The following is a 23,450-nucleotide window of genomic DNA, read 5'->3' as shown; positions in this document are numbered from 1 at the left end:
GCGCCTCACACGGTAGGCGCAGGTGTGGGTGAGAAATCAGTTCCAGTCGTAACACCAGTTGGGGTAAATGGTGCACAGGCCGTCCATGATTCCCTCGACATGGGCCTTGGGTTGCGTCTTGACGGCGTTCTGGACAGGGGTGGAGTCAGTGGAGGCTTGAGCGGGGACGGCGACCGAAAAGGAGCTGACGGCCAGCGCAGCCACGATGCCGGTGATGATTTTCTTCATGCGCATAATGTATCCCGCGTGGAGGGCCACCTACAACGGCCGCAGTGAAGACGATGTGACGAGAAGGTTACGTGCCGAAAAGAGTCGCGTGTCGCATCGACTGATTGCCCATCCGGTCAGGTTCTCGGCTAGGCCGTACACGTTTGGCTCATCGGGCCTTGCAGCTAACTCGGTGCTAGACAGGTCGCTGCACCATGCGAAGATGGAAGGTAGTGTGACGTTAGCTGGATGCCTCGCGTCGAAGGTGTTATCTGAGTCGTGCGGTCATCTGGATGACGAGGGTTCATCCGGGCTAGCAGCGCTCAGCGTAAGTGTGAGGAGGTGTGATGTCAGTTCGACTTGTGGTGGCTGACGATCATCCGATCATGAGGCAGGCTCTTGCTGGCTATTTCTCTCGTGTCGAGGAGATGGAGGTCGTCGGTCAGGCTACTAATGGTCGTGAGGCGGTTGACCTTGTCGATGAGCTACTGCCCGATGTTGTCCTCATGGATCTCAAGATGCCTGAGATGGACGGTCTAGCCGCGACTCGCATGATTGCTTCGCGTCATCCGTCGGTTCGTGTCGTCGCTCTGACAACCTTTGCCCGCCGAGATATCGTCGTTGGGGCTATCCTCGCGGGCGCTTCTGGATACCTTCTCAAAGAATCTGAGCCGGAGGCCGTCATAGCTGGGGTCCGTGCCGTTATGGCCGGTCAGGTGACAGTATCTCCTGAGGTCGCTCGGGGCGTTGTCGAGGCCTTTTCATCTCAGCCCTCAGGCGGCCAGTCTCATCGGGTTGATATGACTCCGGTGGAATTGTCTGATGCTGACGACGACGTCTTGCAACTTCTTGCTGAGGGGCTTCCGAATGCTGTTATCGCTGATGAACTGTGTCTCAGTGAGTCCGCTGTTAAGCAGCGTCTCGGTCATTTAGCAAAAAAGCTGGGAGTGCGCAGTCGTCTTGAGATACTCGTGAGGGCGTGCGAGCTCGGTTTGGTGACACCGCGCCTGCGTCGTTGACTTACGACACTGGATCAGTTCGCGCTGCGGAGCATTCCGAACAGATCCCGAACAATTCCAGCTCATGACCGGTCTCGCTGAACCCGTGCTTCGCAGCGACGTCGCGAGCCCAATCCTCCAAGATCTTTTCCGGCCCAATTTCAACGGCTTTACCGCAGCTGCGGCACACCAGGTGATGGTGGTGCGCTGAGGAACAACGACGATAGGTCATCTCGCCGTCTTCAGCGCGAATGACATCAAGCTCGCCATCGTCAGCCAGTGTTTGCAAATTCCGATAAACGGTTGCCAAACCAACCTGGTCTCCGCGTTCGCGCAATTGATCGTGAACTTGCTGGGCAGTGAGGAAGAACGACTCGTCGTCAAACAGAGCGCGAATCGCAAGGCGCTGTTTGGTCGTGCGACGCCGGTTTCCAGTCATGATCAACCTCACTATTGCGCGTGAAAGTAAGGTCAGACTATACCCCGGAAGACCGTGTCTCCGTAGTCGTCGATGTCCACAGTGGGGAATCCGTGACGGCTTCTCGCGGCGACGTCGAGCATGTCGGGGAGTACTGGATGTTATGGCACCACAACCCAGCATGGCCAAGCCGTAGCGGTACGCACGTGGATGCAGTACCTGCTTTCCGATGGTGGAGGAAGCGGGAACAGTCAAAGCCTGTCCGGTCAGTGTGTACGTTGATGTCGGCATGATGTGCCGATGATTCGTCGTGGCGAGTTGAGTACGTCGAGAGTTGAGTACGTAGGGCCGGACTCGAGTAGTGCGAGTGTGAGCCCGGTAGGAGCCCCACGGCGGGAAGACATCGTAGTGGGGGTCAATCGGGTGCTCACGTATTGACTCTCAGGAGTTACGTCGGACAAGGCTCCGACACCCACCGTGCTTGTTTATAGATGAGTATCAAGGTCGTCTTGACTGAATTGACGAGAATCGCTTGGGAACCATGGAATTTGATCTAGATGTTTTTCGTCTCTGACATCTATTCATCTGCCGCTGGCGTCATGAAAGGCTGCGGGCCTGTCAAATCTGCTAGAACGAGCCGGGGACACTACTGGACGTGTGGCCCGCTGTTACGAGGGGACCAGCTCGCGTAGCGCCTGGTGCTTGTGGTGAGCGTGTGTCGGTTGGGTCAGCAATGGGATCTTGGCGCCGGTCTTTGGAATCGGAGCCGCTACAGTTGCGCTTAGCGGCTCGATCTGCGCGTGCGGGCATCATCCGGGTGCCCGCTCCAATGAGGACTTGAAAGAAAGGGATGGCTGTGGCCTCCGCTAGCACACTCGACAATGTCATCAATCTCTGTAAACGGCGTGGATTCGTTTTCCCATGTGGGGAAATCTATGGTGGCACCCGTGCTGCGTGGGATTACGGTCCATTCGGTGTCGAGCTCAAGGAGAACATTAAGAGGCAGTGGTGGCGTGCCATGGTGACTCGCCGTGATGACGTCGTCGGTTTGGATTCCTCGGTTATCTTGCCTCGCGAGGTGTGGGTGGCGTCGGGCCACGTCGGCGTGTTCAATGATCCGCTGACGGAGTGCCTGTCGTGTCACAAGCGGATGCGCGCTGACCATCTGCAGGAAGGGCATGCAGCCAAGCATGGGATCGACAACCCTGATTCAATCCCGCTTGAGCAGATCAATTGCCCCAACTGCGGCAACAAGGGGCAGTGGACCGAGCCGCGTGACTTCAACATGATGCTGAAGACGTACCTCGGCCCGGTCGAGGATGAGTCAGGTCTGCATTACCTGCGCCCTGAGACCGCCCAAGGAATTTTCGTCAATTTCCAGAATGTGCTCACGAGCGCACGGAAGAAGCCGCCGTTTGGCATCGCGCAGACTGGCAAGTCATTCCGCAACGAAATCACACCCGGGAATTTCATCTTCCGTACCCGTGAGTTCGAGCAGATGGAGATGGAGTTCTTCGTCGAACCGGGCACCGATGAGGAGTGGCACCAGTACTGGATCGACGCCCGCACATCCTGGTACACCGACCTCGGCATTAACCGGGATAACTTACGTCACTACGAGCATCCCAAGGAGAAACTCTCCCACTACTCGAAGCGTACTGTCGACATCGAGTACAAATTCGGATTCGCCGGGTCGCAGTGGGGTGAGCTTGAGGGGATTGCTAACCGCACCGACTTCGATTTGAGTACCCACTCCAAGCATTCTGGCAAGGACCTTTCGTACTACGACCAGGCTAACAACAAGCGCTACCTGCCATATGTCATTGAGCCGGCGGCTGGGTTGACTCGGTCTTTGATGGCTTTCATGGTTGATGCTTACACCGAGGATGAAGCTCCCAACGCTAAGGGTGGGGTCGACAAGCGCACTGTGCTTAAGCTGGATCCGCGTCTATCACCGGTAAAAGCTGCGGTACTCCCGCTGAGTCGTAATTCCGACTTGTCGCCGAAGGCTCGTGACCTTTCTGCTCGATTGCGTCAGCATTGGAATGTTGACTTTGACGATGCCCAGGCGATCGGTAAGCGGTACCGTCGGCAGGACGAGATTGGTACGCCGTTCTGCGTCACCGTCGACTTTGATTCCCTCGAAGATGATGCCGTGACGATTCGCGAGCGTGACACCATGGCTCAGGAACGAGTCAGCATCGACAAGGTTGAGGAATACCTTGGTGGAAAACTATGCGGATGCTGATTTCTTAGATCGCGTTTGCAAGATATATGTGCACAAATGAACAACGACACAAAGGTGGTTGTGCACAAATGACATCTATAACACCGGGGTCGGATGCCCGTGATGGGTATTTCGACCCCGGTGTTATCGCGTAAAACATCGTCCTTTAGGCTAGTTGCACAGCAACGAAAGGGTGATGACTCCATGAGTGTGCCTGACGTTCGAGACCGACGTGACCTTGAACGCAGGGGGGATGCCGTGGCCGTTCGTACGCGCAGCGCGGCACGTCCTTCCAACGTCACATTAAAATTGATCATGGCCATTACGGGGACGATTTTCGCGTTATTCGTTTTCGTTCATATGGTCGGAAATCTGAAGGCCTTTATGGGCCCAGGAGATTACAACGCTTACGCCGAGTTCCTCCGCACCGTGTTGTACCCGCTTTTCCCCATCGGTGGGGTGCTGTGGTGCTTCCGGATTGTGTTGCTGGTGTGCTTGGTTTTGCATGTGTGGGCCGGACTCACGATCTGGGTGAGGGGACGACGAGCACGCGGCAAATTCTCCCGACACAGTATGAAAGCCATGAGCTGGGGAGCCCGTACGATGGCGCTGTCGGGAATCGTCATTCTGGCCTTCGTCGTGGTGCATCTGCTCGATCTGACCTTGGGTAGAGTGGTGCAATCGTCATCCTTCCGGGCACCAACCAATGAGGGAACGCCCGATATCCACATCACCGCATACCAGAACCTTGTCGCCAGCCTGTCGCGTCCGTGGATGGCGATCTTTTACACCGTCGTCATGATCATCATCGGGTTGCACATCGCTCAGGGGGTACGCAATACCATTAATGGTTTTGGCGGTACTGGACGCCGACTGCGTGCGATTTGGACAGTGATTGGTCTCCTCATCGCGCTGGCCATTGTGGTGTGCAACGGCGCACTTCCCATGCTCATTCTTGCTGGGGTGATCTCATGAATAACTGGATCGAGGCCGTCAAAAGGCCTCTTGAGGTAATTGCTGGGCGTCATATGGATGACAAGCCGGAGAAATCCGGCTCTGGAAAATCGGAGCGGCGGCAGCCTAAGCGGGCCGCGTCGTCACCAGTGACTCGAAAGGGTGCCAAGAGGTCCAAGGCTCGTGACATTCTTGGGCCAGCGCAAAAGAAGGCCGGTTATCTCGTCGGTGACGAATTGGACGGTAAAGCTCCCGACGGTGATCCGCTCACCGCGTGGACCCGTCGCCAAAGCGAGTACAAACTCGTCAACCCCGCCAATCGTCGCAAGATGAATGTCATCGTAGTCGGAACTGGCCTTTCCGGGTCGGGGGTCGCCGTAACCCTTGGCCAGCTCGGCTACCACGTCGATGCGTTCTGCTTCCATGATTCGCCGCGTCGAGCACACTCGGTGGCCGCCCAGGGCGGCATCAACGCCGCTCGCGCCCGCAAAGTTGACGGCGATTCCCTCAAGAGGTTCGTGAAGGACACCGTCAAGGGTGGTGACTACCGGGGTCGGGAGGCTGATGTCGTCCGACTCGGCACAGAATCTGTACGAGTCATTGACCACATGTACGCCATCGGTGCGCCGTTCGCCCGAGAATATGGCGGCCAGTTGGCTACCCGATCATTTGGAGGCGTGCAGGTTTCGCGCACCTACTACACCCGCGGCGAGACCGGTCAGCAGCTCGAAGTAGCCTGCTCTCAGGCTCTTCAGGCACAAATTGACGCTGGTTCGGTGACAATGCACAACCGCACCGAGATGCTTGATCTCATCGTTGCCGACGGCAAAGCCCAGGGCATCGTCACCCGCGACCTTCTCACCGGTGAGATCAAGGCATGGACGGCCCACGTCGTCATCCTGTGCACTGGTGGATATGGATCGGTGTACCACTGGTCCACCTTGGCCAAGGGATCGAACGCCACCGCGACGTGGCGTGCTCACCGTCAAGGCGCATACTTCGCTAGCCCCTGCTTCGTGCAGTTCCATCCGACTGCCTTGCCCGTCAGTTCGCACTGGCAGTCCAAGACCACTCTCATGAGTGAATCGTTGCGCAACGATGGTCGTATCTGGGTGCCAAAGAAAGCTGGCGATGATCGCCCGGCCAATGACATCCCCGAGGAGGAGCGCGACTACTACCTGGAGCGTAAATACCCGGCTTTCGGAAACCTGACACCGCGTGACGTCGCCTCCCGCAATGCCAAGACTCAGATTGACAGTGGCCACGGAGTTGGCCCGCTCAAGAATTCGGTGTATCTGGACTTCCGTGACGCCATTGAGCGGCTCGGGAAAAAGACCATTGCAGAGCGTTACGGCAACCTGTTCGACATGTACTTTGACGCCACGGGGGAAAATCCCTACGAGGTGCCGATGCGCATTGCCCCAGGCGCCCACTTCACAATGGGTGGCTTGTGGGTCGACTACGACCAGATGAGCACGATCCCAGGTTTGTTCGTCGGTGGTGAGGCGTCGAATAACTATCACGGTGCGAACCGGTTGGGGGCCAATTCTTTGCTTTCTGCCAGCGTCGACGGATGGTTCACCCTGCCACTGACGGTGCCAAACTATTTGGCCGGATTCGTCGGAAAACCGGTGCTACCCCTTGACGCTCCCGAGGTCAGCGCAGCCATTGAAAGGGTGCAGAAGCGCACTGATGCCTTGCTTAACTGCGGCGGAACGCATCGTCCAGAATGGTTCCACCGCAAGCTTGGCGACATCCTCTACGAGGGTTGCGGAGTCTCTCGCGATGAGGCCGGACTCCTTGACGCGCTGACAAAAGTTCGCGCACTGCGCGAGGAGTTCTGGCGCGACGTCAAGGTTGTTGGTACGGGTAACCGGCTCAATCAGGAACTCGAGAAGGCTGGTCGAGTTGCTGACTTCATCGAGCTTGGCGAGGTCATGATTCTCGATGCCCTGGACCGTCGGGAATCGGCTGGTGCACATTTCCGTACCGAATTCGCTACTGAAGCCGGTGAAGCTAAACGCAATGACGATGATTGGTGCGCGGTTTCGGCTTGGGAGACGCGACCTGACGGCACCAAAGTACGGCATAGCGAGCCGTTGTCGTTCTCGTTGATTGATCTGCAGGTGAGGGATTACCGATGAGGGTGGAATTGGACATCTGGCGTCAGGATGGCCCCGATGCTAAAGGACATTTTGAGCACCACGTTGTCGAGGACGCTGAGCCTGAGTGGAGCTTGCTGGAGTTGCTTGATCGGCTCAATGATCAGATTGTTGACAATGACGGCGATCCGATCGTCTTCGAGTCTGATTGCCGTGAAGGGGTGTGCGGGTGCTGTGGTTTTGTCGTCAATGGCAAGCCGCATGGTCCCTTGCCGAATACCCCCGCGTGCCGTCAGCATCTGAGAGCATTCCCTGACATCACGCACTTCACGATCGAGCCCTTCCGCTCGGCGGCTTTCCCGGTTATTCGTGATCTAGCCATCGACCGCACGAGCATGGACCACTTGATACAGGCTGGTGGAACAGTCGACGTCATGACAGGTACAGCTCCCGATGCTGACTCGGTGCCGCAGCCACACGCCGAGGCCGAGCAAGCGCTCGACTTCGCGTCGTGTATCGGATGTGGGGCATGCGTGGCAGCTTGCCCAAATGGTGCGGCGATGCTCTTCGCAGGTGCGAAGCTTTCGCATCTAGCGATGATGCCGCAGGGACGTCAGGAACGTTCGAAGCGAGCCCGACGCATGATTACCGCTCTTGATGAGGAGTTCGGCCCATGCTCGCTATACGGCGAATGTGTGGAGGCCTGTCCGGTGGGAATTCCGCTAGTGGCCGTTGCGCGGGTCAATCGGGAGCGCTGGCGTGCCGGGTTCCGAGGAGCTCACAGTAAGGACAACTGAGTATGTTAGCCGGTGCTCGGGGCACCTGAGCACCGGCTAACACCCGATTGCGGTTTTAGTCGAAGTCCAACCCCAGGTCGAGAATCGGGGCGGAGTGGGTGATGGCACCGACTGCGACGTAGTCGACCCCGGTTTTGGCGATCTCTTTGGCATGATCGAGGGTCAACCCGCCAGATGCCTCGGTAACGACGCCGCGCGGGTGACATATGCTGACTGCTTCTGTCATCTGGGCATTGTCCATGTTGTCAAGCAAAATGGTCTGCACCCCGGCATTGACGGCCTCGCGGACTTGATCGACGGTGTCACACTCAACCTCACAGATGGCGTCGGGCTGATGGGATCGAACCGCATCGACGGCAGCTGTCAGGGATCCGGCTGCGGAAATGTGATTGTCCTTGATGAGGGCGGCGTCTGACAAGCCCATGCGGTGGTTCACGCCGCCTCCACAGCGCACCGCGTATTTGTCGAGATCACGTAAACCGGGGACTGTTTTGCGAGTGTCACGGATCCTCGTTGTCGTTGCGGCCAGAGCGTCAACCCATTGTGAGGTAGACGTCGCTACCCCGGATAGGTGGCTGAGGAGGTTGAGCATGGTGCGTTCTGCGACGAGCAGGGTGCGCACCGGGCCTGACACGGTGGCCACTGTGTCTCCGGGGCAGACCCGCTTAGCATCGTCAAGGCGGGTAGTGAACTCGACCTCGGTGCCAGTGCGGTATGCCAGCCCGTGTAGCACCGCTGCGGCTACCGGCACGCCTGCCAGGCACCCCCGCTGGCGAGTACGAATGTCTGCCTGGCCAATGGCGTCTGTGAAAAGAGAATCTGTCGTGATGTCGGTACCGTCGCGCAAGTCTTCGTCCAGGCAGGTGTTGACGATTCTGACGACGAGGTCGGGGTCTAAGCCACGCTCTGACAGCGTGCGGATGAGCGACTCAGGTAAAGGGATCATGCGATTTTCTTTTCTGACCTCTGGGAAACCACCGTCGGTCGCCCCTCGACAAGGCGCAGATCAGTGTGGACGCGGAAAGTTGCGTCTTGACGGGGATAGTCACGTCGACGATGGGCGCCACGTGATTCAGTGCGCCACAACGCCGCTGTTGCGATAGCAGCGGCGATCGTTGCAGCGTTGGTCGCAGTGAGAGCGGCATCGTCGAGGCCGGCTGTGGCGCGGATTTGACGAAGTTCACCAAGTGCTCGCTGGAGACCGTCACCATGACGGCTAAGAGAGACGTCACGATCCATGATGGTTCGGATAGGTCGTATCGCCTCGCCGGGAAGCCAACCCTGGCGGTGAACGGCGTGAATATGGTTTGGTGAGGGTACTGGGCCGACGGGACTAGTAGAGCAGCGTCCGCTGCGCTCACCGGCGATAAGGGCTTCGGTCAAGGAATTCGATGCCAATCGATTCGCGCCGTGGACTCCAGTGCAGGCAGTTTCGCCGACAGCCAGTAGGCCGGGAACTTCGGTGCGTCCGTCGAGGCCGGCAACGATACCTCCACAGTGGTAATGGGCACCGGGTGCGACGGGGATGGGCTCAGTGCAGGGGTCGATTCCGTGTTCGCGACAGCTGGAAAGAATTGTGGGAAAACGGCTTTGCCACGTCGCCTCACCGAACGCGGTCGCGTCCAGAAGTACATGGTCGGATCCTGTTGCGAGCATTGCTTCGTGCTCAGCTGCGGAAACGACGTCACGGGGAGCGAGGTCTTTCAGCGGGTGTATTCCAGTCATGATGCGACGGCCAGTGACGTCAAGTAGAACTGCTCCTTCGCCTCGGACAGCCTCTGAGATCAGCGGAGAGCGTCCCTGCTGGCCTGGGATGAAGAGCACAGTGGGGTGAAACTGCATAAACTCAGGGTCTCGAATCGTCAGCCCGGCCCGAAGTGCCGCAGCTAGGCCATCCCCGGTGCAGACGAGGGGGTTAGAGGTCGCTGACCACAGCGCGCCGATACCCCCGGTGGCTAACACGACGCAGCGTGCCGGGATCGTCACTGAGTGGCCGTTGGACAAGGCGGTCACTCCACGTACCGTGCCGCTCGCGCCGATGACGAGGTCGATAAGGCGGGTGTGAGTGAGCACGGTTATCCCGGCGGCGTCGAGGCGTGAGCTAAGGCATTGGTGAACTTCGTGACCAGATCGGTCGCACTCGGCGTGGAGAACCCGTCGAGCATGATGGCCGCCCTCAAGGTGTAGATCGGGTTGGCCGTCAGCATCGGTATCGAAGTGAGCGCCGAGCTCCATGAGGTGACGTAGAGCTTGTGGTGCATGGTGTACCAGATCGTCGACGTTGTCGCGGTGGCAGAGCCCGGCCCCTGCAGTGAGAGTGTCTTCGAGGTGAAGGGCAAAGGAATCGTCTGATCCCCATACTGCTGCCAGGCCACCTTGGGCCAGGTCGGAGGAGGAGTCAGCGATACTTTCGCGGGTCATGATCGTCACGGCTCGTCCCGCTTTGGCTGCAGCGAGGGCACTGGAAAGGCCAGCGGCTCCGCTGCCGACAACGAGGACGTCGCACTGGTGTTCAGGCATGGCTGGACTCCCTGGCGGGGGAGGCTGATCCACCGATGGCAATCATCCGTTCCACGGCCGTGCGAGCCTTGGTGGCGAGGACGGGATCGACAGTGACGACGTCGCGTCCAGTTTCCAGACACCGCAGCAGCTTTTCGGGGGTGGTCATCTTCATGAAAGGGCAAACGGCGTCGGGATTGATAGGAGTAAAGGTCGTGTCGGTGTTGACCTGGCGAAGCTGGTGCAGCATTCCGGTTTCGGTGGCGACGAGTACCTGACGGTTGCGCGTTGTCCGTGCAGCATCGAGCATCCCGCCAGTTGAGAGGACGTGGGTGCGCTCGCTGGGAAGGTCTCCGTTGCTCGTGAGCCACAGCGCACTCGTGGTGCACCCGCACTCCGGATGGATATAGAGGTCGGCATCGGGGTTGGCCTCGACTTGATCGCGCAGCTGCGTAGGGGATATGTCGGCGTGTACGTGGCATTCACCCATCCAGACGTGAATGTTGTGGCGACCGGTAACGCGGCGCACGTGGGCACCAAGGAACTGGTCGGGCCCAAAGAGAATCTCCTGGTCAGCAGGCAGTGAATTGACGACGTCGACGGCGTTGGAGCTGGTGCAGCAGATGTCAGATTCGGCCTTCACCTCGGCGGTCGTGTTGACGTAGGTGACGACGGCGGCGTCGGGATATTCGGCTTTCCAGGCTCGCAGCTGCTCGGCGGTCAGTGAGTCAGCGAGGGAGCATCCGGCCTGTGCATCGGGAATGAGGACGGTCTTATCGGGGCAGAGCAGGGCGGCAGTTTCAGCCATGAAGTGAACCCCGGCCAGCACGATGGTGCTTGCAGAGCTGTTGGCGGCTAGCCGGGCGAGGGCTAAGGAGTCGCCAACATGGTCGGCTACGTCTTGAATCTCGGGAGCTTGATAGTTGTGGGCGAGGATGATCGCGTCACGCTCGCGTGCGAGACGGCGGACGTCGTCGGCCCAGGTGGTTGAGATGCTGCAAGATGCGGGGGCAGTGGTCACGAGGACGACTCCTTTCAAATAATCGACTCGAAGTCTATAACTAATCGTCTCATAGGCGAAAACCTGTTGGGGTGGTGCGACTGTTAATGGCGGGTTAGCCGCCCGATGCGTGCCGGTAAGCTACTGCTGTGGCGGTGGATCGCGATGACTCAGCAGGCAGGGTGCCGCGCACGATCTACCGCGATCAACGTGGGGTGGCCAAGTTTCGTCACGAGGTGCTCGCCGTCGTCTTAAGAGTGTCTCAAGCCGATCTTGAGGTGCTTGTTACCGATCGATCTCGCGAACCATTCACGGGAATGCCGGCTCTGCCCGGCGGGCCGCTGGAAGTCGACGAAACGATGGAGCAGGCAGTGCTTCGGTATGAGGATGGTCTGCTGGACGTCTCCCGTTTAGGCCATCAAGAGCAGCTGTCGACGCGCTCAGAGCCGGGTCGTGATCCCTTTGAGAGGACTGTAGCGACGACATATCTCGGTTTGGTGGCACCAGATACCGAGGCGGAGGGGAAGGCGCGATGGTTGCCGGTCCGACCTTCCACGCCGATGGCTTTTGACCACGCTCAGGCCGTTACCGAAGCCGTCGTCAGGCTGCGTGGCAAGATTTCCTACACCAATATCGCATATGCCCTGGCCCCGGCAGAATTTACCTTGGCTCAGCTGCGTGACGTTTACCAAGCCGGCCTGGGCCACGACGTCGATGTGACAAACCTGTCGCGAGTATTGAGGCGTCGTGGCCAGATCGCTAAGACTGGGCACCGGGAAGAGTCAGGGTTACGAGGCGGTCGTCCTCCAGCGACCTGGACTTTCACTCGCCATGACTATGAGGTGACGGATCCTTTCGCGGTACTGAGACCGACGTTACGGGGCCACCAATAAGGATTAGCGGGTTCGTGCAGCGGTACGGCGAACGTGCAGACCAGTAAGGATCATCTGGGCGCCGAAACATGCTCCGACACCTTCACCAGCGCGCATCCGCAACTCCATGAGCGCTTCTAGCCCCAATTCGGCCAGTACAGCTTCATGGGCATGTTCTCGTGATACGTGCGAAGCGACGAGCCAACCGTGGAGACCTGGCGACAGTGTGGCCGCGATGAGGGCTGCGACGCTGGTAGCCAGACCATCAAGGATGACGGGAGAGCCGGCCTCGGCCGACCCGAGACATACTCCGGCTAAGACCGCAAATTCTGGGCCTCCCAAGGTGGCGAGAAGATGCTCTGGATCATCGCACGTGGCGTGAGTACGGGCGAGGGCAGCCTTGATGACGTCGGCCTTGCGCTCGACCATGGCGGTGTCGCTTCCGGCCCCCAAACCAACAGCCTGTTCGGGATCCAACCCGGTTAACACGCACGCCAGTGCCGTGGCCACAGTGGTGTTCCCGACTCCAACTTCGCCCAGGCATACCAGTCCATTCGAGGCTGCTTGTGCACCTATGCGTCGCCCTTCGCTCAGCAGAGCCTCGACGTCGGTCGGGGTCATGGCGTCAGTGTGGCAGAGGTCGCCGCGCTTGCCGGGGAGGCGTAGGGACGTGGCGCCCTGTACGGGTTGGGCAACCCCGGCGTCGACGACAAGGTGGGACAGTCCGGCAGCAGTTGCGGTGGACACGCCCAGTCCAGTTCCGGCGACGGACGCTGCCATGACGTCATGGGTCACTGAGGTGTCGAAAGCCGTGACACCCAGGTGGGCGACGGGGTGGTCAGCTCCGACGAGAACGAGGGTGCCGCTGGTGATGTCGGCACCATGTGCGGCCTCGACTCGATCCAGGGTTTGGTCAAGCAAACCGAGGGATCCCGGTGGCGTCAGGAGTTGGTCGGCGTCATCGTGAGCAGCCACGACGTGACGACGGTCGGGGGAGTGTAGGGGCTGGCGCAGGGCCGAGATGGGAGCCTTGGGCTGTGCGGTATCGGGCCAGCGATCATACAAGGTGACGTCGTTGAGTGGCACACGGCGTGACCAGCCGCGCCTCTCAAGTCCAGGAGCCGGCGGACGTTCGTCAGGCCATCCCAGGCACAGCCAACCGAGGGTTTCGACGCCGTCTGGAAGGTGAAGGAGCTCCGCTAATTCTGTGGGCTGGAAAAGCGTCACCCACCCCATCCCTAAGCCATGGGCGCGGGCGGTCAGCCACATATTCTCGACGGCACAAGCGCAACTCCACATGTCGGCATCGGTAAACGTGTTTCGCCCCAGTACCCCTGATGCTGGCGCTCGACGGTCACAGGCGACGACGATGCCGACCGGAGCTTCGCGGATTCCCTCCAACTGGAGGTCGAGGAGACGGGATTTGCGATCCGGGGTGAGGAGGTCGGCCTGACGCAGTCTCTCGCGGTCTGCCATGACGGCGGCGCGATCACGGATGTCGGCGTCGCGCACCACGATGAACCTCCACGGCTGGCTATGGCCTACGCTCGGAGCCCGGTGACCGGCCCACAATATGGTGTTGATGAGTTCTTCACAGACATCGTCGTGGCGATATCGGCGGATGTCACGTCGAGCGTCGATGGCGGCGTCCAGCCCCAACTGCACCTGGTCGCCTAGAGACCATCCGGTGGGGTCGGCGGCTCGGGTGGCCGAAGAAGTGGTGTCGCCGATTCGGGGAATCGGGCGGTTCCAGCGCTGGCTGGCAGATGGGTTCTCGTCAGTGGTCGTCACAGCACGAGGGTAGTGCTCGGTTTGCGGCACCATGTCGCCGGGATGGTGTGGAAATGTGGGTCGAGATGTCTGATTGCGTCCCTGGCGCTGGTACAACAGTTTCTGCTGATCCGGAATACCCCGCTTACCATGGGTTGGTGCTCTCTCACCCTCTCACCCTGACCGCACCCTCCGGTGGCACCGTTTCTGTGGACACTCCGGTGGTGCTGGCCCCCATGGCCGGCGTCACCAATGCGGCGTTCCGTCAGCTGTGTGCGGAACAGGGGGCGGGTCTCTACGTCTGCGAGATGATTACGTCGCGTGGCCTGGTATATGGAGACCGCAAGACACACGCCATGCTTGCCTTCGCCGAGTGCGAGGACGTGCGGTCGGTGCAGCTCTATGGAGTCGATCCGTCAATGGTGGGCGAGGCAACGTCGATTTTGTGCGAGAGATATGGGGTCAACCATGTCGACCTCAACTTCGGCTGCCCCGTGCCCAAAGTCACCCGTAAAGGCGGCGGGGGAGTCTTGCCGTGGAAGCTTGATCGGTTCACGGCTGTCGTTTCTGCTGCAGTACAAGCCGCTGACGACTACGGGGTTCCAGTCACCGTCAAGACTCGGATAGGTATTGACGATGACCACATCACCTACCTTGATTCAGCCCGGGCCGCCGTCGACTCTGGTGCTGCTGCGGTATGTTTGCACGCTCGCACTGTCGCTGAGGCTTACGCCGGGCATTCCCACTGGGAAGCTATCGGCGACCTTGTGAAGGCAGTGGATGTTCCTGTCATCGGCAACGGTGACATTTGGGAGGCGAGCGACGCGCTGGCCATGGTCGAGCAGACAGGTTGCGCTGGCGTCGAAGTCGGCCGTGGTTGCCTCGGTCGGCCATGGCTGTTCCGCGACCTGGCCGATGCTTTCGCAGGTCGAGCCACCACCACGTTGCCGACCTTGGGCGAGGTGTGCGCCGTGATCCGTCGTCATGCCGAATTGTTGGTGAAGTATCAGGGAATGCATGGTCTTATAGACATGCGCAAGCATATGGCTTGGTATCTCAAAGGATTCCCAATAGGTGGGCAGACCCGTCACGCACTCGGCCAGATTTCCAGTTTCGAAGAACTCGATAACTTATTGGCCAGCCTTGATCGCAATGCTCCGTTTCCGATTAAGGAGCTTGGTAAGGCTCGTGGGCGTCAGGGCGCGCCGAGGCGCAAGGTCGTCATGCCACACGGGTGGCTGGACTCCCGCACCCTTGACGACGATGATCTGTCTGCCGCTGAAATTGACGCTTCTGGTGGCTGATTCCATCAGCTGCTGGTCCTGCGGCCCTCGTTAGGACAGGATGGGAGCATGTCCGAAGTGGGGGAACGCGCCCGAGCATGGGCCCTGACGATGGCTGGTCACCGCGGTATGAACGACATTGTCTACGCCCATTCGTCGAGTGGCGCCCGCATCGACACCGGTGAGGTTGTTGGTCGTCAAGCCCGCGAAGACCGCGAGACTGTGCTGCTGCGCCATGGAGCCACCCGCGCGAGCGGTGCGGGCAACCGCGCCATTGCCGAGCAGCCGGATCCGGAGCGTACCTGTTTTGAGCGCGACCGGGATCGGATCGTCCATTCCACGGCGTTTCGACGACTGGCTGGCAAGACCCAGGTTGTTGTCTATCCCACCGATCATCAGCGCACTCGCCTCACGCATGCCCTCGAAGTGGCTCAGGTAGCGCGGTCGATTGCTGCCGGAATTGGGGCTAATGTCACCTTGGCCGACGCTATGGCGTTGGGCCACGATTGTGGTCACGGGCCGGGAGGGCACGCCTCCGAGCAGGCTTTTGACGCCTTCATCCCGGAAGGATTCGATCACGGCCCGTGGGGAGCTGACGTCAGCCTGGCCAGCCTTAACCTTTGCGCTGAAACTCTCGATGGCATCCGTAACCATTCGTGGTCGCGGCCGGCGCCCGGAACGGTGGAGGGAGAGGTGGTCTCGCTTGCCGACCGGATTGCCTACTGTGCTCACGATCTCGAAGATGCAGTGAAAGCGGGGATCGTCACTGTCAATGAATTGCCACAGGTCGTCAGCGAGGTGGCAGGAACGGATCGACGCACCCAACTGTCGGTCTTCATCCGCTGCGTTATTGATACCACGTGTGCGACTGGACGAGTTGGGATGGCCGCAGACGTAGCCGAAGCCCTGGCAGCCCTGCGAGCCTTTAACTACGAGCGGATTTATACCCGCCCTGAATCCTTGGGACAATCAGAGGCTGTCATTGAGGTTTTACATGGATTGGTGACGTATTACCAAGACCATATTGATATGGTTCCCAAAGAATTTCTGGAGACTGACGCTGATCGAATTCACCAGGTCGTCGCATATGTGGCTGGAATGACCGATCAATTCGCTTTTTCTCAAGCCTCTGAGTTGTTGGGGTGGGATCGACGTCGTCTTCCCCGGGGTATGGGTAGGGGTTTTTGATCGCCCAATATGGATCGGGGTTACCGGTTTCAGGGGTGAAGTTGGGTTGCTAGATCTTCGGGCAAGAGTTTCGCTCGTGTGACGAGGTCATGTGCCACGACAACAGTTACCGCTTGACCAGCCAAAATGCCAATGAGGACGAGGGCTTGAGCAGCACCCGCTTGCAGCGCTGAGCCGCCGCCTAAGAGCACGCCGACGAAAGCTCCAGGTAAGGTCACCAAGCCGACAGTTGCCGTGCGGTCGACCGTCGGCAGCACTGATTCAGTGACGCTAGGCTCGGTGACGAGCGCAATAGCGTCACGGCGTGGGAAACCGACGGCTAGCCCCGCTTCATAGGTACCAATCTCCTCGCGCAGATCGGCAAAAAACCGACGGCAAGCCAAGGTATGGCCGCTCATAATATTGCCGATGATAATGCCAGAAACTGGCACTAGAGATACTGGAGTTAATGGAGCGCAGCCAGTTGCAAAAATGATGAGAAGTACCGGAAGGACGCCGGCGAGCATGGCTACTGCCGCCCATACCCATGCTGTAGATACTCCGGAACGATTCGCAGTCGTACGCACGGCAATAGCGAACATGAATACGGTGAACAGTAATGCCGCCCACATATGGGCCAAGGCGTAGACCAGGATGATGGAGACGATTCCGAGCTGCACTATTGCGCGTACTGCAGCGATGACGGACGCCTTGGCGATGCCGAGACGTCCAAGAATAGATGCGGCAACGGTTAGTACAACGAGCAGAACTATCGCCAACCCAAGTTGCCAGGTAGGGTTTACGGTCACGGCGGACAGTTTTGCACCATTCGGGTGCTCTGACCATGGGTAGGATTGCAAACATGGCTGGCCGGATCAACGATGAGGACATCGCCCTGGTCCGGGAACGTGTCCGGATCGACGAGGTCGTTGGTGAATACGTCACCTTGCGCAATGCCGGCGGCGGCTCTCTGAAGGGTTTATGCCCTTTTCACGACGAGAAGACCCCCAGCTTTCAGGTGACGCCGTCGCGCGGTCTGTTCTACTGTTTCGGCTGCGGTGAAGGCGGGGACACCATCTCCTTTCTCCAAAAGATCGACAACCTCACGTTCGTTGAGGCTGTTCAGCGTCTCGCCGATAAGGTCGGTGTTCAGCTGCGTATTGTCGATGATGGTCGCCCCGGCCTTGAGCCAGGCTTGCGGATGCAGATTCTCGCCGCTAACGAGGCTGCAGCGCAGTTCTTCCAATCCCAGATGTCGACCGACGAGGGCCGCATTGCTCGAGAATTCGTCGCTGAGCGGGGTTTCTCCCCGGATGCCGCTGTGCAGTTCGGGATGGGCTATGCGCCGCGTGGTGGTCATGTGCTGCGTGACCACTTGATGGCTAAAGGGTTTACTCCCAAAGTTCTCATCGAGTCGGGTTTGGTGCGCTCCCAAGGGTGGGACTTCTTTCAGGGACGAGTGTTGTGGCCAATTAAGGATTCCGGTAAATCCGTGCTCGGGTTTGGCGCTAGACGGGTCTACGACGACGACCGGCTTCCCGCCAAGTACGTCAATACCCCTGAAACCCCGGTCTACAAGAAGTCGCATGTTCTGTATGGCCTAGACATGGCTCGTGCCAATATCGGTAAGAAGAGCCAAGCTGTGATCGTCGAGGGGTATACCGACGTTATGGCTGCGCACCTGTCTGGCGTCGATACCGCTGTCGCGGCCTGCGGTACAGCTTTTGGCGATGACCACGCCCGGCTTATTCAGCGTCTCATGGGCAATAGTGGGTCTCTCAACGGAGAAGTTATCTTCACTTTTGACGGTGACGCTGCAGGCCAGAAAGCGGCTCTCAAAGTATTCCGCGGCGATAACCAGTTTTCGTCTCAAACCTACGTTGCTATCGAGCCAACTGGGCTCGATCCGTGCGATTTACTGATGCAACGCGGCCCACAAGCTGTGCGTGAGCTCGTCGCGCGTCGCGTCCCGCTGTATCGCTATGTCATGGAGAACACCGTCAGCCAGTTTGACCTTGACCGTGCGGATGGTCGCGTGGCTGCCATTAGGGCAGCCGCGCCATTAGTTACGAGCATTCGCGATCAGTCTCTCGTGGATGGTTATTTGCGTGAGTTATCCCAGGTAGTGGGTGCTGACATCGACGTGGTTCGTCGAGAAGTGTCGCGTGCCCGAAAGCAACGCCGCTCTGAGCCGCAGGCGGTCGCCGTTGCGTCGCCTCAGCAAAGTTCAGGGACTCCCTGGCCGGATCCGGCTGATGTCTCCCTATCCGTGGAGCGAGGATTTCTCAAACTCGCTTTGCAATATCCCGATCTCTTTGATGAGGAATGGGATCAGGTCGAGGTCGAGGATTTGCGGCACCCGGCGTACCAGGCGGTGTTCGACGCTGTCTTGGCTGTGCCGCGTGGGCAGGACAGATGGGCTGAGAAGGTCGGCGAGGCGACTCCGGATCCACTCGTGAAGCAACTTGAAGTGGCCCTGCTGGTGGAGCCGGTGCTGCGTGAGGAGCCTGACCGAGGTTATGCGCAGGCATATGCGGCCCGGGTGCGGTTGTTGTCGATTACCGACGACATTGCCAACCTCAAATCGCGCTTGCAACGTACAAACCCAAATCAAGATCGCAAGCTCTATGACGCCATGTTCTCTGATTTGGTGACTCTCGAGGCGCTACGTAAGAGTCTCATTGCGGCAGGCGGAGCCACCTCGGCCTGATGTGACACATGTGGACAACTTTTTCTGTGTCCACAGATTATCTGTGAGGGGTTTCATCACGTCCCGACGCGCGTCATCGTCAGACCATGAGATATACGGAGTTCATTGACGGTGCCGTCGCCTTGGATTCTGCGCAGGAGCGCGAGCTATTCCGCAAGCTTGATGCCGGTGCCATTGCTGATGCCGTCCTCGAGGGTTATTTCGTGGCAGCTGTCCCGGCGAGTGAGACAGAGCTGCGCAAGATTTCAGACGATGGAGCGGCGGCCCGGCAGGTCCTGTGGCGCTACATGTTGGCGCTCGTGTTGACCCAGGCCCGTCAGGCTGCTGTGACATACCGGTGCAGCGTCGAGGACTTTATCCAAGCCGGCTGCATCGGGCTAGGGGAAGCCATTGACAGGTACGACGAGCGGCGTGGAGCGCGGTTTTCTACCGTTGCCTGGACATGGATTCGCCGCCGGATTGGAGAAGAGGCCGTGCGACTGAGCGGGGCCAGATCGCGGGCCGTGATGAGGGAGGCGGCAGAGGTTGCTCGTGTCGAGGAGGAGTTGACGGCCCGTTGGCAACGAGTGCCCAGCAGTAATGCGATTGCCGCACAGATGGGCAAGGACGTCATGTGGGTGGAGAAGCGGAGAGTCGAATGCTGGGAGGTAGAAACGAGTTTTTTCGAGCAGATGGCTGTTGTTCACACATGTTGCGACGAACCCGAGTCCGGGCTAATTAGCTTGTTGACGGGCCAGGAGAGACGCATCGTCGAGATGAGGCACGGTTTTCACGGTGAGCCCATGACGATCACTGCGGTTGCCGACAAGCTAGGTCTATCGGCGTCGAACGCCAGACGCATTGAGCATCGGGCACTTGCACGACTGAGGCGTCATCTGCAGCGGGTCGTTGCTGCGTGACAGGATGGAAACATGTGGTGGACAAAGGGGCCGAGTGCTGACGAGATGGCCCGTCTGCGAGCGGTTCTCGGATTCGACGACGTGAAGGTGCTCGCCAGCGGGCGTGGCGATGGGGTGACCGCGATCGCCGTGATCGAGGGATTGGTCGTGCTGACCGATGACGCTGACTCAGCGGTGGCCTGGCATGAGATCGTTCGCGGTAAGTGGAATGGGAATACTGAGACTCTCAGTTGGGAATTCCTAGACGGTTCCGGAACTTCCGTGGTGCTGAACAAACCGGGCAAGATCCCCGAGGTATTTAGAGCCAAGATCACCGAATCCATCGCAGCAACGAGAACGGTGCCGGTGCGCGGGGGGAGCATTCTCATTGCAGGCCGCATTCCGGCTGGTCACCTCGCCGATGGATCTATCACGTGGACGGCGCTGGCGAGAGAGTCAGCTGACCTTAACGACCCTGAGACTCGTCAGGTAATTATGGAGACGACTAGCTCCCTTAAAAAGGAGTGGGGGTGAAGATAGTGTGAATGCGGCCAGTCCCGTCTACGCAGCGTGATTTGTCTTCATGTCAGTGATGCTGCTAATGTTTTATCTCGCGCTAGGGCGCTGATCCCCTGTAGCTCAATTGGCAGAGCATCTGACTGTTAATCAGAGGGTTACTGGTTCGAGTCCAGTCGGGGGAGCCACCGAATGTGCCGCCTGTGCAAGGGCAATGTCGCTCTTGCTGAGACCTGGGCGGGGATGCAGTCTTATATCGAGGAAACCGCCACGACGGTCTGGTACGCGTCGCAACACTGTAAGGAAACCCGACGGCAGGTTCCGAATCTGATGTGGTCTGAGGCAACACCCTGGTGATAGACCCCATGAACGTCGTATCTGACAGCACACATCGACATCGCACTAGTGGTGACGTAGCGCACGCCGGGGCCGTCTATGTTGCTGTTGGCCATGTTCACGCGGCGGGGCCCGGAGAATCCGTGGCGGTGAGGCGGGCCGCCATCGCATATGGGTTTTCTCTCCATATCGGCGGCTAATAGGCCCCGCGCATCCAACATTCAGATGAGTCGCGTTGCGAGTTGACGGTACTGCTCTACTTTGACCTTCACGTCGTCGATGTAGCTAATGAGCATTAACTCGTCGACGTGGTGAGCGTCCTGAAAAGCGGAGAGTTTGTCGGCCACCTCGTCGTAATCTCCGACGAAGATGGTGTCCTCATTCGACAGAACATACTGTGTCAGTAAAGATCGGGTGTCGTCGTCCATCTCAGAGGTCTTGACGAAAGTCACCGGCCGTCCCGTCCCCAGACTCACCCGGAAATTTGCCGCCATAAACGACTGTTCCAGGGCTTCTTGACGTGTTGGTGCGGCCGATACGCACACTGCCGACAGGGTGCGTCCAGGACAACCATCGGCAAGATGAGCGCGATAGTGGTCCATGATCCCGGTGTTCTGATGCCCAGTGAAGAACTGGGCGTAGGCGTAGTCCATGCCGTGCTCGGCAGCCCACGCCGCCGACTGACCCGACGACCCCAACAGCCAGGTCTGTGGCTGTACGTGGCCCGCCGGTGTCACGACGACGTTCGCGTACGGATTCTCCGACGGCAGTGTGCCACGAATGAATCCCACCGTTTCGGCGATCAGGGTGTTGATGGCCTCGGGGTGGATGACGTGCCCCTGATTGAGGGCATGGGCTGAAAGCATGTCACCACCTGGGGCTCGGCCTAGGCCCATGTCGATACGATCGCCAAACAGTGCGGTGAGTGTTGAAAACCGCTCAGCCATCTGCAGGGAGCCGTAATGCATAGCCATCACACCGCCCGAGCCAAGTCGAATCGACTGCGTCGCTGCCGCGATGCGCGCCATGAGCAGGTCTGGCGCACTCGACAGGAAGTGGTCGGTGTTATGGTGCTCGGCCAGCCAAAACCGATGGAAACCGATCTCTTCGAGTCCTTGAGCCAAGGCGACGGTTTCGTCGAGGGTTTGGGTGACGTCATGTCCGACAAATAATGGTATTTGCTCTAATGCACTGAGTTTCATTGCTGGTTATCTCCTCTATAGATCCGGCTTCGTAGACCTCAATGGCCTTCCAGCTCGGTGAGAAAACTGTCTGCCCAGACGTCGATCGTCTTATCGAAGACCTGTCGGCGCATAGCTCGCATCTTGCGGGCTTTCAGCTTGGGAGAATCCGTGAGCGCCTTCATGATGGTGGCCTTCATACCGTCAATGTCATAAGGATTGACCATATAGGCCTGCTTGAGTTCACGCGCTGCGCCTGCGAACTCGGAAAGCACTAGTGCGGAATCGTCGTTCGAGCGGCAAGCGATGTACTCCTTGGCTACGAGGTTCATACCATCACGCACTGGGGTGACGAGCATGAGGTCAGCTACCTGGTACATTGCGGCCAGGACTTCACGCGGCACCGACTCATTGCGGTAGACCAGCGCGCGGTTGGCGATTGTCCCAACTTTAGAGTTGATCTGCCCGACGAGCAGATTGATGTCGTCGCGCAAAATCTTGTATTCCTCAACGCGTTCGCGTGAGGGAGTGGCTAGCTGCAAGAAGACGACCTCGTGAGGATCGAGCTTGCCCTCCTTAAACAGCTCTCCGACCGCCCGGATGCGTTGGCGAAGACCTTTGGTGTAATCGAGACGATCAACGCCGAAGATGATCGTTCCGGGATTGCCAAGGTCCTCACGAAGCTTGATGGCCTCTGCCTTGACCTTTTCCGATGTGGCCAATTCGTGGAATCCGCGTGAGTCGATTGAAATGGGGAAGTCGCGGATGACGACGGTGCGGCCATCTGGGGTGTGTGCGCGCCCACGAGCGGCAGTCACTCCTGGGCGTCGCTTCGCCAACCGCTGAAAATTAGCGGCGGCTCCGGGCGTCTGGAATCCAACGAGGTCAGCTCCCAGCAGTCCTTCGACGAGTTCTTCGCGCCACGGCAGACGGCTGTAAAGCTCGATCGGCGGGAACGGAATATGAAGGAAGAACCCAATGCGCAGGTCTGGTCGCATTTGCCGCAGGTACTTCGGTACGAGGTTGAGTTGATAGTCCTGCACCCACACGGTGGCGCCTTCTGAAGCCTGCCGAGCAGCTTGCTCAGCGAACCTTTTATTGACTTTCTGGAAGGCGTCCCACCATTCGCGGTGGAATACCGGCTCGACGATGCAGTCGTGGTACAGCGGCCACAGTGTCGCGTTAGAGAACCCCTCGTAATATTCCTCGACTTCTTGAGCACTCAGCGGCACAGGGTGGATGTCGTAACCGTCATGGTGGAAGGGTTCGACGACTTCGTCGGGCGCGCCATGCCACCCAATCCATGCGCCGCCCTTGCGCTGCATGACAGGCTCCAGAGCGGTGACGAGGCCACCGGGGGAGGACTTCCAACTGACATTGCCGTCGTCGTCGATCTTGCGGTCGACAGGCAGGCGGTTAGCAATGACAAGGAAGTCGACCTTGTCCTGGACGGTCTCCGACATCTTCGATCACACCTCTCATGGCAGTCATGCTGTGCAGCAAGGCCACTTTCACGCTACCAACCATTGGCTCGC

At 59.0% G+C, this 23,450-nt stretch carries 20 protein-coding genes and 1 tRNA gene; 12 read left to right on the top strand and 9 right to left on the bottom strand.

Annotation, left to right across the window (positions count from 1 at the left end; genetic code table 11):
• Positions 1–36 precede the first annotated feature (36 nt).
• Positions 37–228, bottom strand: coding sequence for a hypothetical protein (locus FYJ43_RS06420; RefSeq protein WP_195839914.1), 192 nt, complete (start codon positions 226–228; stop codon positions 37–39).
• Positions 229–554: 326 nt separating this feature from the next.
• Here FYJ43_RS06420 and FYJ43_RS06415 point away from each other — a divergent pair, with 326 nt between their 5' ends.
• Positions 555–1,226 (top strand): response regulator, encoded by a 672-nt coding sequence (locus tag FYJ43_RS06415; protein ID WP_154563025.1) that lies wholly within the window; start codon positions 555–557, stop codon positions 1,224–1,226.
• 1 nt (position 1,227) lies between these two features.
• Here FYJ43_RS06415 and FYJ43_RS06410 read toward each other — a convergent pair whose 3' ends face one another.
• On the bottom strand, positions 1,228–1,644 hold the full coding sequence (locus tag FYJ43_RS06410) for a Fur family transcriptional regulator (RefSeq protein WP_154563023.1): 417 nt from the start codon (positions 1,642–1,644) through the stop codon (positions 1,228–1,230).
• Between the two features lie 835 nt (positions 1,645–2,479).
• Here FYJ43_RS06410 and FYJ43_RS06405 point away from each other — a divergent pair.
• From FYJ43_RS06405 to FYJ43_RS06390, 4 genes are all read left to right on the top strand, one after another.
• A complete protein-coding gene (locus tag FYJ43_RS06405) occupies positions 2,480–3,871 on the top strand; it encodes a glycine--tRNA ligase (RefSeq protein ID WP_407643730.1) in 1,392 nt (463 codons plus the stop codon).
• A 237-nt stretch (positions 3,872–4,108) separates the two neighbouring features.
• Positions 4,109–4,825 carry a succinate dehydrogenase cytochrome b subunit gene (locus tag FYJ43_RS06400; RefSeq protein WP_407643726.1) on the top strand — a complete coding sequence of 239 codons (717 nt, stop codon included), beginning with the start codon at positions 4,109–4,111 and terminating at the stop codon, positions 4,823–4,825.
• On the top strand, positions 4,822–6,948 hold the full coding sequence (locus FYJ43_RS06395) for a fumarate reductase/succinate dehydrogenase flavoprotein subunit (RefSeq protein WP_154563017.1): 2,127 nt from the start codon (positions 4,822–4,824) through the stop codon (positions 6,946–6,948). Before FYJ43_RS06400 ends, FYJ43_RS06395 begins: the two co-directional genes overlap by 4 nt.
• Positions 6,945–7,703 carry a succinate dehydrogenase/fumarate reductase iron-sulfur subunit gene (locus FYJ43_RS06390; protein WP_154563015.1) on the top strand — a complete coding sequence of 253 codons (759 nt, stop codon included), beginning with the start codon at positions 6,945–6,947 and terminating at the stop codon, positions 7,701–7,703. The genes FYJ43_RS06395 and FYJ43_RS06390 overlap by 4 nt, the downstream gene beginning before the upstream one ends.
• Before the next feature lie 55 nt (positions 7,704–7,758).
• On the opposite strand, the gene nadC is transcribed toward FYJ43_RS06390, so the two are convergent.
• From nadC to nadA, 3 genes are read right to left on the bottom strand one after another with little or no spacing between them, the layout of a single operon-like run.
• Positions 7,759–8,649, bottom strand: a complete 891-nt coding sequence (nadC, locus tag FYJ43_RS06385; protein ID WP_154563013.1) for a carboxylating nicotinate-nucleotide diphosphorylase — start codon at positions 8,647–8,649, stop codon at positions 7,759–7,761.
• Positions 8,646–10,223 carry an L-aspartate oxidase gene (nadB, locus tag FYJ43_RS06380; protein WP_154563011.1) on the bottom strand — a complete coding sequence of 526 codons (1,578 nt, stop codon included), beginning with the start codon at positions 10,221–10,223 and terminating at the stop codon, positions 8,646–8,648. Before nadB ends, nadC begins: the two co-directional genes overlap by 4 nt.
• Positions 10,216–11,223, bottom strand: coding sequence for a quinolinate synthase NadA (gene nadA / locus FYJ43_RS06375; RefSeq protein WP_326833395.1), 1,008 nt, complete (start codon positions 11,221–11,223; stop codon positions 10,216–10,218). The genes nadB and nadA overlap by 8 nt, the downstream gene beginning before the upstream one ends.
• A gap of 161 nt (positions 11,224–11,384) precedes the next feature.
• On the opposite strand from nadA, the gene FYJ43_RS06370 reads away from it, so the two are divergent.
• The gene (locus tag FYJ43_RS06370) at positions 11,385–12,095 is read left to right on the top strand and encodes an NUDIX hydrolase (RefSeq protein WP_326833451.1); all 711 of its coding nucleotides are present in this window, start codon (positions 11,385–11,387) and stop codon (positions 12,093–12,095) included.
• A gap of 3 nt (positions 12,096–12,098) precedes the next feature.
• Here the strand turns inward: FYJ43_RS06370 and bluB are convergent, their stop codons facing one another.
• Positions 12,099–13,898 (bottom strand): 5,6-dimethylbenzimidazole synthase, encoded by a 1,800-nt coding sequence (bluB, locus tag FYJ43_RS06365; protein WP_154563007.1) that lies wholly within the window; start codon positions 13,896–13,898, stop codon positions 12,099–12,101.
• Between the two features lie 32 nt (positions 13,899–13,930).
• Here bluB and dusB point away from each other — a divergent pair, with 32 nt between their 5' ends.
• Positions 13,931–15,148: a tRNA dihydrouridine synthase DusB gene (dusB, locus tag FYJ43_RS06360; RefSeq protein WP_407643725.1), complete on the top strand. Its 1,218-nt coding sequence runs from the start codon at positions 13,931–13,933 to the stop codon at positions 15,146–15,148.
• A 48-nt stretch (positions 15,149–15,196) separates the two neighbouring features.
• Complete coding sequence (locus FYJ43_RS06355) at positions 15,197–16,315, top strand: HD domain-containing protein (protein WP_154563003.1); 1,119 nt, start codon at positions 15,197–15,199, stop codon at positions 16,313–16,315.
• 29 nt (positions 16,316–16,344) lie between these two features.
• Here the strand turns inward: FYJ43_RS06355 and FYJ43_RS06350 are convergent, their stop codons facing one another.
• Complete coding sequence (locus FYJ43_RS06350; protein WP_407643724.1) at positions 16,345–17,103, bottom strand: ABC transporter permease; 759 nt, start codon at positions 17,101–17,103, stop codon at positions 16,345–16,347.
• A 35-nt stretch (positions 17,104–17,138) separates the two neighbouring features.
• Between FYJ43_RS06350 and dnaG the strand changes: the two genes are divergently transcribed.
• The 4 genes from dnaG to FYJ43_RS06330 all read left to right on the top strand — a co-directional run bounded on the left by dnaG (position 17,139) and on the right by FYJ43_RS06330 (position 20,586).
• On the top strand, positions 17,139–19,004 hold the full coding sequence (gene dnaG, locus FYJ43_RS06345) for a DNA primase (RefSeq protein ID WP_195839913.1): 1,866 nt from the start codon (positions 17,139–17,141) through the stop codon (positions 19,002–19,004).
• An 86-nt stretch (positions 19,005–19,090) separates the two neighbouring features.
• The gene (locus FYJ43_RS06340) at positions 19,091–19,903 is read left to right on the top strand and encodes a sigma-70 family RNA polymerase sigma factor (protein ID WP_154562999.1); all 813 of its coding nucleotides are present in this window, start codon (positions 19,091–19,093) and stop codon (positions 19,901–19,903) included.
• 12 nt (positions 19,904–19,915) lie between these two features.
• The gene (locus FYJ43_RS06335; RefSeq protein ID WP_154562997.1) at positions 19,916–20,416 is read left to right on the top strand and encodes a hypothetical protein; all 501 of its coding nucleotides are present in this window, start codon (positions 19,916–19,918) and stop codon (positions 20,414–20,416) included.
• A gap of 94 nt (positions 20,417–20,510) precedes the next feature.
• A tRNA-Asn gene (locus tag FYJ43_RS06330) sits at positions 20,511–20,586 on the top strand.
• Between the two features lie 369 nt (positions 20,587–20,955).
• Here FYJ43_RS06330 and FYJ43_RS06325 read toward each other — a convergent pair.
• Both FYJ43_RS06325 and FYJ43_RS06320 read right to left on the bottom strand, forming a co-directional pair.
• Positions 20,956–21,936, bottom strand: a complete 981-nt coding sequence (locus tag FYJ43_RS06325) for an MsnO8 family LLM class oxidoreductase (RefSeq protein WP_154562995.1) — start codon at positions 21,934–21,936, stop codon at positions 20,956–20,958.
• A 38-nt stretch (positions 21,937–21,974) separates the two neighbouring features.
• Positions 21,975–23,378: an alpha,alpha-trehalose-phosphate synthase (UDP-forming) gene (locus FYJ43_RS06320; protein ID WP_154562993.1), complete on the bottom strand. Its 1,404-nt coding sequence runs from the start codon at positions 23,376–23,378 to the stop codon at positions 21,975–21,977.
• Between the last annotated feature and the right edge of the window lie 72 nt (positions 23,379–23,450).

Source organism: Cutibacterium porci (assembly GCF_009696315.1).
GTDB lineage: Bacteria > Actinomycetota > Actinomycetes > Propionibacteriales > Propionibacteriaceae > Cutibacterium > Cutibacterium porci.
Note: the sequence above shows the minus strand (reverse complement) of the source record. Positions and strands in the feature narration are given on the sequence as shown.